This window comes from Bradyrhizobium sp. 35, assembly GCF_023073215.1.
Classification (GTDB): domain Bacteria; phylum Pseudomonadota; class Alphaproteobacteria; order Rhizobiales; family Xanthobacteraceae; genus Bradyrhizobium; species Bradyrhizobium canariense_D.
Genome location: NZ_JADPJC010000076.1, coordinates 1 through 7,329 on the forward strand (window position 1 = coordinate 1; position 7,329 = coordinate 7,329).

The 7,329-nt window shown below is 61.9% G+C and carries 8 protein-coding genes and 1 pseudogene; 1 reads left to right on the forward strand and 8 read right to left on the reverse strand.

Annotated elements, in window-relative coordinates:
- Window positions 1-589 (forward strand): LysR family substrate-binding domain-containing protein (locus IVB36_RS16030; protein ID WP_247392108.1); only part of this gene is annotated, 589 nt, incomplete at its 5' end.
- Here the strand turns inward: IVB36_RS16030 and IVB36_RS16035 are convergent.
- The 8 genes and pseudogenes from IVB36_RS16035 to IVB36_RS16070 form a co-directional block, all read right to left on the reverse strand.
- Window positions 562-804 carry a DUF2274 domain-containing protein gene (locus IVB36_RS16035; RefSeq protein ID WP_247392115.1) on the reverse strand — a complete coding sequence of 81 codons (243 nt, stop codon included), beginning with the start codon at window positions 802-804 and terminating at the stop codon, window positions 562-564. The genes IVB36_RS16030 and IVB36_RS16035 overlap by 28 nt on opposite strands.
- Window positions 805-809: 5 nt before the next feature.
- Entirely contained in the window at window positions 810-2,015 is a 1,206-nt protein-coding gene (locus tag IVB36_RS16040; RefSeq protein ID WP_247392117.1) for a TrbI/VirB10 family protein, read from the reverse strand.
- Entirely contained in the window at window positions 2,012-2,986 is a 975-nt protein-coding gene (gene trbG, locus IVB36_RS16045; RefSeq protein ID WP_247392125.1) for a P-type conjugative transfer protein TrbG, read from the reverse strand. The genes IVB36_RS16040 and trbG overlap by 4 nt, the downstream gene beginning before the upstream one ends.
- A gap of 1 nt (window position 2,987) precedes the next feature.
- Window positions 2,988-3,668: a conjugal transfer protein TrbF gene (gene trbF, locus IVB36_RS16050; protein ID WP_247289301.1), complete on the reverse strand. Its 681-nt coding sequence runs from the start codon at window positions 3,666-3,668 to the stop codon at window positions 2,988-2,990.
- Window positions 3,669-3,715: 47 nt separating this feature from the next.
- Window positions 3,716-4,951 (reverse strand): P-type conjugative transfer protein TrbL, encoded by a 1,236-nt coding sequence (trbL, locus tag IVB36_RS16055; RefSeq protein WP_247392134.1) that lies wholly within the window; start codon window positions 4,949-4,951, stop codon window positions 3,716-3,718.
- 3 nt (window positions 4,952-4,954) lie between these two features.
- Window positions 4,955-5,326 carry a putative entry exclusion protein TrbK-alt gene (gene trbK-alt, locus IVB36_RS16060; RefSeq protein ID WP_247392136.1) on the reverse strand — a complete coding sequence of 124 codons (372 nt, stop codon included), beginning with the start codon at window positions 5,324-5,326 and terminating at the stop codon, window positions 4,955-4,957.
- A gap of 2 nt (window positions 5,327-5,328) precedes the next feature.
- Window positions 5,329-6,063 carry a P-type conjugative transfer protein TrbJ gene (trbJ, locus tag IVB36_RS16065; protein ID WP_247392138.1) on the reverse strand — a complete coding sequence of 245 codons (735 nt, stop codon included), beginning with the start codon at window positions 6,061-6,063 and terminating at the stop codon, window positions 5,329-5,331.
- Window positions 6,060-7,329 (reverse strand): annotated as a pseudogene (locus tag IVB36_RS16070) (conjugal transfer protein TrbE); the annotation flags it as partial. The gene trbJ and the pseudogene IVB36_RS16070, both read right to left, overlap by 4 nt.

Sequence of the window (7,329 nt, forward strand, 5' to 3'; positions counted from 1 at the left end):
ACAAGCGTCCCTACTCGAGTTCAAGCAGCGCTTCCCGCAGAGCGGGCTTGCGACGGTTGAACGATCACGGACACGTTTAGCAGCGGCACTTCGTAACGGCGCGCTCGATCTCCTGATCGTCACCGGGCGCTTGCCGTTGTTGGACAATAAAGCCATGCCTCTGTGGAGCGAGCGTGTTCTGGTTGCCTTGCCTCATGACCATCCCCTCAGTTCGCGCGAAACTGTCTACTGGACCGACCTGTGCGGCGAGACGGTGCTGCTCAGCCATTACGACCCCGGAAAAGAGTTCGAAGATCTTCTGGTTTCCAAGCTGGTCTCGCCGGAGGCTCGCCCAAAAATCGAGCGCCATGACGTCAGCCGCGGCATCATCAAAAGCCTGATCAGCATGAACACAGGAATAAGCCTCGTGCTCGAGTCTGACATAGGCGCAAATTTTGCGGGCCTTGTTTACCGGGAGCTGCGCGATGGCGCAGGTGCGAGCCGGTTCGAGTTTTCTGCCTATTGGCGCGCCGACAATGAAAACCCGGCCCTGCGCGAATTCCTGAAGTTGCTCTCCCAGCGCTACCCCTCGCCTTCTGCTGGTCGCTGACCCGCGCGGCGCGCCTTCCGGAAGCTCCTGTCAGCTGCCATGAACCGGGCCAGCATGGGCGCGATAAGTTTGGCTGGATCTCCGATCGGCTGCTGGATCTCGTGTGCAAGGATTTCGGCATATGCCACGAGATCCCTGTGCACGCTCGCGGGCAGTTCATGCGTAATTTTGATCGGCTTGTCGTCTTCGATTGCGCCGAGCTTAAGCTTGGCCATCGTCCTCACCCCCTATACGGTTCGAGCACCAGGTCACGGTTGACGATCACCCGCACCGGAAATCCCGGACGAATCGTCAAAGTTGGCTGAATATTGAGATTGCGGCGGACTATCTGCTGGCCCGCTTGATTGATCGAATCCCCAGCTCCACGGCGGAGCGCGGCAATGAGATAGCTGTTGGTATTGCCGCTATCAGCGCCAGAATTCACCTCCGTGCCCACGGAAAGCAGCGTCGAAAGAGCGGCGGCCCCCAACAATTCCTTCCAATGATTGTCGACTTCGTCCTCAAGACCAGAGTAACCTGCCGCATCTGCGCCGGGCTGCCGTTCCAAAATAATCGACCTCCCATTCGGCATGATAAGGCGCGTCCACACCAGGAGCACGCGCGACTGTCCAAATGCGACCTGGCTATCGTAGCTCCCGATCAGCCTTGCTCCCTGGGGGATAAGGCGAGCTCGCCCGGTAGGAGAATCGTACACCGCTTCTGTGACTTGGGCTGTGATCTGGCCAGGCAGGTCGGAGCGGATTCCTGTGATCAGCGCGGCCGGAATGACCGTTCCGGCCTGAACGACAAAAGGCGAAGCAGGCCTCACAAGGCGATCGGAGCTTGTCGTCCGACGATCGACCGTTGCACTGACGAACGCAAGCTTTCGGTCTTGGCCATTTTGAGCAAATGCTTCGTCGGATGATGGCGCGGCGGATGAACGAGCTTCGCTCGATGAGGTGGCAGGGACCTGTGGCCGGACATTGGTGCTGGCAAATACCTTGCTGATCCGTGCCGCCTCGCTCTCCTGGCTGAGACGCTGCTGTTCGGCATCGATGCCGAGGGAGCTGGATGTCGAAGTCCCCTGTGCTGCGACGATCGGCCGGCCGAGATCGCCCGGCAAGGGCGGCCCTAGACGCGGCACGACCTTCGGGACCTCGGTGTAATCCTTTGGTAACGTCGCGAGCTGATCGGCGATATTGTGGTGGTCGGTGGCGTAAAGCTCCTCAGGCGCTGAAGTATGAGACCGTTTCTCCTGCAGCGCCCAGAGCACCGCGCCGGTGACCAGCACGAGCACAGAAGCGCTGACGCCTATCAGGACCTTTCGCGAGAGGCGCGCAACTTGCGGAGGATCCGGCCGAAGCCGCAGCGCTTCGGCGATCTCTTCCGGTGGCCTGGCCCGAGGTGGTTCGTTTGGTTCATCGATCGCCTGGTCACTATCGTTCAAAGCGACCTCCCGTCGGTTCGCACGATCCTGACCTTCTGCTGGTGCTCCTCGCCGAGCCTCAGCTCGGCGGCCGCGAACAGCCGGTCAACAATCAGCACATTTCCGTAAGCGCGGTAGTTGACGATCTCGGCTTTACCGTCGGGCCCGATCACGAAGAGCGGCGGCATCTCGCCCTGACTGACGCCGGAGGAGAATTCGACATAGGTTTTGCGGCCGTCATCATAAGCGTTGACGGGACGCCACGGCGGGCTGTCGCCCTCGATCGCGTAACGGTACCGGCGCGCCGGCAGGTCCGGAATAAAGGGTGCCGGCGGTAGAGCTCGCGTTCGCCCGCCACGATCCGCCGGATAGAACCAGGCGACCGAGGGCATATAGGGCTTTTCTTTGGCGCGAAGCTCGATCAGGTAAGTACGGCGATCCGTATTGACGACGAGGTTGGTCTCGATCGAGGGACGGGTGGGCTTGACCATGATGTGAACGCGGCGGGTGTCGCCGCTGCCACTCTCGGTGTCGCCGACCACCCAGCGGACGGTATCGCCTGCGGCGACCGGTCCTGAGCCGATCAGCTGCTCACCGGGCTCGAGGGCAACGTCCGTAATTTGCCCCGGCGCGGCATAGATCTGGTAGAGCGCGCCCGGACTATAGGAAAACACTTGGACCGCATTGTAGTAGCCGGCTTTGCGAGGCTGCACGCGTGCAGCGTCATTTGCGGTTTCGATGCGCTCGACAGGCTCTTGGGGCTCCGCGCTGTTGCCGCCTCGTGCAGCCTTCCAGGCCGGCGGCACATGCAGCGGTCGCGGGCGATCATCGGCAAGCGCCGGCAAGTCCGTTGCCGGCGGGAGCTCGTTGTCGTAGCTGATTTGCGGCGGCCTGAAGGTCGTGCAGCCGCCGAGCGTCGAGACACAGACCAGAAGAGCCAGAGGCAAGCACGGCCGCGCTTTTCGTGACACAATAACGAGACCTGATGGCATGTTAGCCGAGCTCCTTTGACCAGTTGATCGCGTTGACGTAGATGCCGAGGGGATTTTTGCGTAGGCGATCCAGATCGCGAGGCATTTCCACGACGATGGTGAGGATCGCGCTCCACCGCTCCGTTGCGGCAAGCTGACCGTTCTCATAGCGCCGCTCGATCCAGGCCAGGCGAAAGCTCTCAGGGGAGGCCCGGATGACGCTAGACACTTCGATCGCGACTTGCGTTTTGCCGAGCTTGGCGAATGGTTCGTTGTTGCGGGCATAATCGTTGAGCGCCGCGGCACCGCGATCCGTCGTGAAATCGTAGGCGCGCAGCCAGTTTTCGCGGAGCACGATGGCGTCCATCGGCAGACCACGCACATGCTCGACGAATCGCGCCAGGTGAAAAGCGACTTGAGGGTCCGTCGGTTGATAGCTGGCATTTGCCGGAGCGACAGTCTTGGCTTCCCCCAATTGGTCGACCTCAACCACCCACGGCGTGATGGTCCCGTGTGCGGATTGCCAGACCAGAGCGGCGGCAAAACAGCCGGACAAGAAGAGGGAGCCAAACGCCATCAGGCGCCAGTTTTTGGCCTGGACGCGCGCAGACCCAATGCGATCATCCCAGACCTGGGCGGCGCGTTGATACGGAGTGACAGGCTCCGGCATGCGGCCATAGTGAACGGCCGATCGTTTGAACATTGTTTGACCTCAAGATGCTCAGGAATGGAAATGGTCGATGTGAAGCGTCAGCGGTCTTGTTGGGAGAGGTCGACAGATCCGCCGCCCACGCCGTGATCGCCGGAACGGATCGCCTGGGTAGCCGCTGATGCACCATGGCTGATCGTCTGCGCTCGCTTCATCCGACGAACCCAAGGGGGCGCGTCGGACCCAGCGGCGGAAGAGTCCCCCTCTTCACGACCGGCATGGTTCGGCGCTCCGCCAAGACCAGTGGCGACCGAACGTAAAGGACTAGCCGCACCTGACGCACTTGCCTCTGCGCCGGACATGCTCCCCGCCCGCGACACGCTCACCGTACCATTTGCAATCGCGCTGCCTCCACGTGCCGCGCCAGCAATCGCGCCGCCGGCGAGACCGGCCGCGCCGGCGGCGAGACCTGCGCCAGCCGCAACAACGCCACCGGCGGCGAGGCCTGTCCCGACAGCGCTTCCGGCGCCAAGCTGCGGACCTCCGGAGACGATGCCGTTGGCAATACCGGGCCCGAAAGTCCCGAGCCCCAGAAGTGTGAGCGCACCGAGCACCAGCGCCATCGCATTCTCGATGGTCGGCTGGTTGCCGCCGAAGCCTGCCGTGAACTGCGAGAACAAGGTCGATCCGATGCCGACAATGACGGCCAGGACCAGGACCTTGACGCCGGAAGAGATTACGTTGCCCAGCACTCGCTCGGCCGCAAAGGCCGTCTTGCCGAAGAGGCCAAAGGGGATCAGCACGAAGCCGGCAAGTGTCGTCAGTTTGAACTCGACAAGCGTGACGAAAAGCTGGATCGCGAGAATAAAGAAGGCCAACAGCACCACGATCCAGGCGAACAGCAGGACCACGATCTGCACGAAATTCTCGAAGAAGCTGACGTAACCCATGAGCCCCGAGATCGAGTCGAGGATGGGTCCGCCGGCATCAAGGCCAACTTGGGCGATCCGGCCCGGCCGCAGAAAATCTGTCGACGACAGGCTTGTGCCTGAGGCTTTTAGCCCAAGGCCTGCAAAGCTCTCGAAGACGATGCGCGCAAGGCTGTTCCAATTGCTGATCAGATAGGCAAAGACGCCGACAAACAATGTCTTCTTGACGAGCCGGGCAAGAATCTCCTCATCAGTGCCAAAGGACCAGAACAGGCCCGCGAGCGTGAGGTCGATCGCCGCCAGCGTCGTGGCGAGATACCCCACTTCGCCTCCGACGAGGCCAAACCCGGAATCGATGTAGCGGGTGAAGGTTTCCAGGAATTGATCGATGACGGAGGTACCACCCATGGGTCACTCGCTTTGGCTTGGAATGGAGGGAAAACCGGACGGGAGGCGACTTTCGTCCTTGCGCAGGACAGGAGAGAGGAATGGCGCGGCGCCTGTCCGGCTGTCCGGATCACCTGTCGATCTACTTCCTGCCAAGAACTGCCTGCGCTGCTCGGCCCAGATCTTCTGGCATTCGAGAAGAGCCTCTTTCTGCTCGTGGGTGACGGTGCGGCATTGCTCGAGCTTTGCTGCGGTCGCATCGGATTTTGAGGCGAGATAGACGGAAGATTGGGTCGCGCTCCTGTCCTCAGGCAACCGAATGGCGCAGACGCCAACCACCAGGACAGCAAGACCAAGGGCTGCCGCGGCGGGCAGTCGTTCAAGTCGTTTCTTCATGATCAGTGAAACATCTGCACGGTTGTTGGTTGGTAGCCCTGCCCCTGGCTAAGAAAGCGCCGCAGTTGCTCCCTGCCCTGATCCTGCGCAGCTGCGCGCTGGGCAGACTCGAGCGTTTCCGCACGACCTTGCGACGCGACAGTAGCCGTAAGGTCCGCAAGCTGCTGAGCTTGCAACGCAAGGAGCTGGTTGCCGGCCTGACTTGCCTGAAGCGCACCCGATGCGCCCTGGCTCGCCGTCACCAGGGCCGACATTTGGGTGCGGTTGGTGTCGAGATTGCGGACAACACTCGCTTGGAGCCGCATGGCGTCCTGCAGCCCGGCAACGGAGTTCTGCCAACGCGTCTGCGCATTCCCGACAAGGAGCCCATTGGACATGCTGACCGATGCCCGCGCATAAGTGGTGGAAAACGCGCGATCGACCTGCTCGACATCATAGGCAATTCGCTGTGCCTGCGAGAGTAGCTGCTGGGTGCGCTGAATCGATTGCTCGAGCTGTTGTAACGACGAATAAGGCAGGCTGGCCAGGTTCTTCGCCTGATTGATCAGCATCTGCGCTTCGTTCTGCAGCGAGGTGATCTGGTTGTTGATCTGCTGCAGCTCACGCGCGGCGGTCAGCACATTCTGAACGTAGTTGTTGGGATCGAAAACGATCCACTGCGCCTTTGCTCTGCCGGGCGCTTGGACCATGATCATGGCGATGATGCTTGCCGCCAGAATCGGCCGGATCCAGTTCATGAGAGCGCTCCTTGTTGGGCGAGCTGCGGAATGAGATTGCAGGCCCAGCCGAGGTCGCGCGCCATGAGCCAACCGGTCACGAACTCGTCCCTTCCGTGCTCGGCAAGCACCCGGTCGACGAGAGCCTGGTCGGCTTTGGACGAGGCGGCCACGAAGGCGAGGGCGATTTCGCCAAGTCCGAGCTCGAACAGGCGGTTGCCGCGTCGAGATTGGCAGTAGTAGTGTCGCTTGGGGGTGGCGCGGGCGAGGATCTCGGTCTGGCGGTCGTTCAGCCCAAAGCGCCGGTAAATCGCCATGATCTGCGGCTCGATGGCGCGATCGTTTGGCAACAGGATCCGGGTCGGGCAGCTCTCAATGATGGCAGGCGCGATTTTGGAGCCGTCGACATCGGCGAGCGACTGGGTCGCAAAAACGACGGAGGCGTTCTTCTTGCGAAGCGTTTTGAGCCATTCGCGGAGCTTGCCGGCAAAATCGGCATCATCGAGCGCGAGCCAGCCTTCGTCGATGATGAGCAGTGTCGGACGGCCGTCTAAGCGGTCCTCGATCCGGTGAAACAGATACGCCAGAACTGCGGGCGCGACAGAGGTCCCAATCAATCCCTCGGTCTCGAACACCTGGACGGAGGCTTCACCGAGCGTTTCGTGCTCGCCGTCCAGCAACCGCGCGTATGGCCCCCCGAGGCAGTAGGGCTGCAGCGCGCGCTTGAGAGCGTTGGATTGCACGAGAACGGAGAGCCCAGTCAGCGTCCGCTCGGCAACCGGCGCCGAGGCGAGCGAGGTCAACGCCGACCAGACATGATCCTTAGTCTCAGGCGTGACCTCGATCCGCTCGCGCGACAGGATCGATGCGATCCAGTCGGATGCCCAGCCTCGCTCGCCGAGATCGTCGATGCGCGCGAGCGGCTGGAGGGCGACGAGTTCTGACGGATCGAGCGCGCCGCCGAGATCATGCCAGTCGCCGCCCATGGCGATGGCCGATGCGCGGATCGAGCCGCCGACGTCAAACGCAATGATCTGCGCCGCGCTGTAGCGGCGGAACTGCAGCGCCATGAGCGCCAGCAGGACCGACTTGCCGGCGCCCGTCGGTCCGATGACCAGCGTGTGGCCGACATCTCCGACATGCAGAGAAAACCGGAATGGCGTGGAACCTTCAGTCTTGCCGAAGAACAATGGGGGCGCCTTGAGGTGGTGATCCCTCACCTCTCCGGCCCATACCGCAGACAACGGGATCATATGGGCGAGGTTCAGGGTCGAGACCGCGGGTGAG

Bases quoted from the DNA above. Each gene is read 5' to 3' on its own strand.
- trbJ (WP_247392138.1), bottom strand. From the start codon at position 6,063: ATGAACTGGATCCGGCCGATTCTGGCGGCAAGCATCATCGCCATGATC.
- trbL (WP_247392134.1), bottom strand. From the start codon at position 4,951: ATGGGTGGTACCTCCGTCATCGATCAATTCCTGGAAACCTTCACCCGC.
- trbF (WP_247289301.1), bottom strand. From the start codon at position 3,668: ATGTTCAAACGATCGGCCGTTCACTATGGCCGCATGCCGGAGCCTGTC.
- trbG (WP_247392125.1), bottom strand. From the start codon at position 2,986: ATGCCATCAGGTCTCGTTATTGTGTCACGAAAAGCGCGGCCGTGCTTG.
- trbK-alt (WP_247392136.1), bottom strand. From the start codon at position 5,326: ATGAAGAAACGACTTGAACGACTGCCCGCCGCGGCAGCCCTTGGTCTT.
- IVB36_RS16035 (WP_247392115.1), bottom strand. From the start codon at position 804: ATGGCCAAGCTTAAGCTCGGCGCAATCGAAGACGACAAGCCGATCAAA.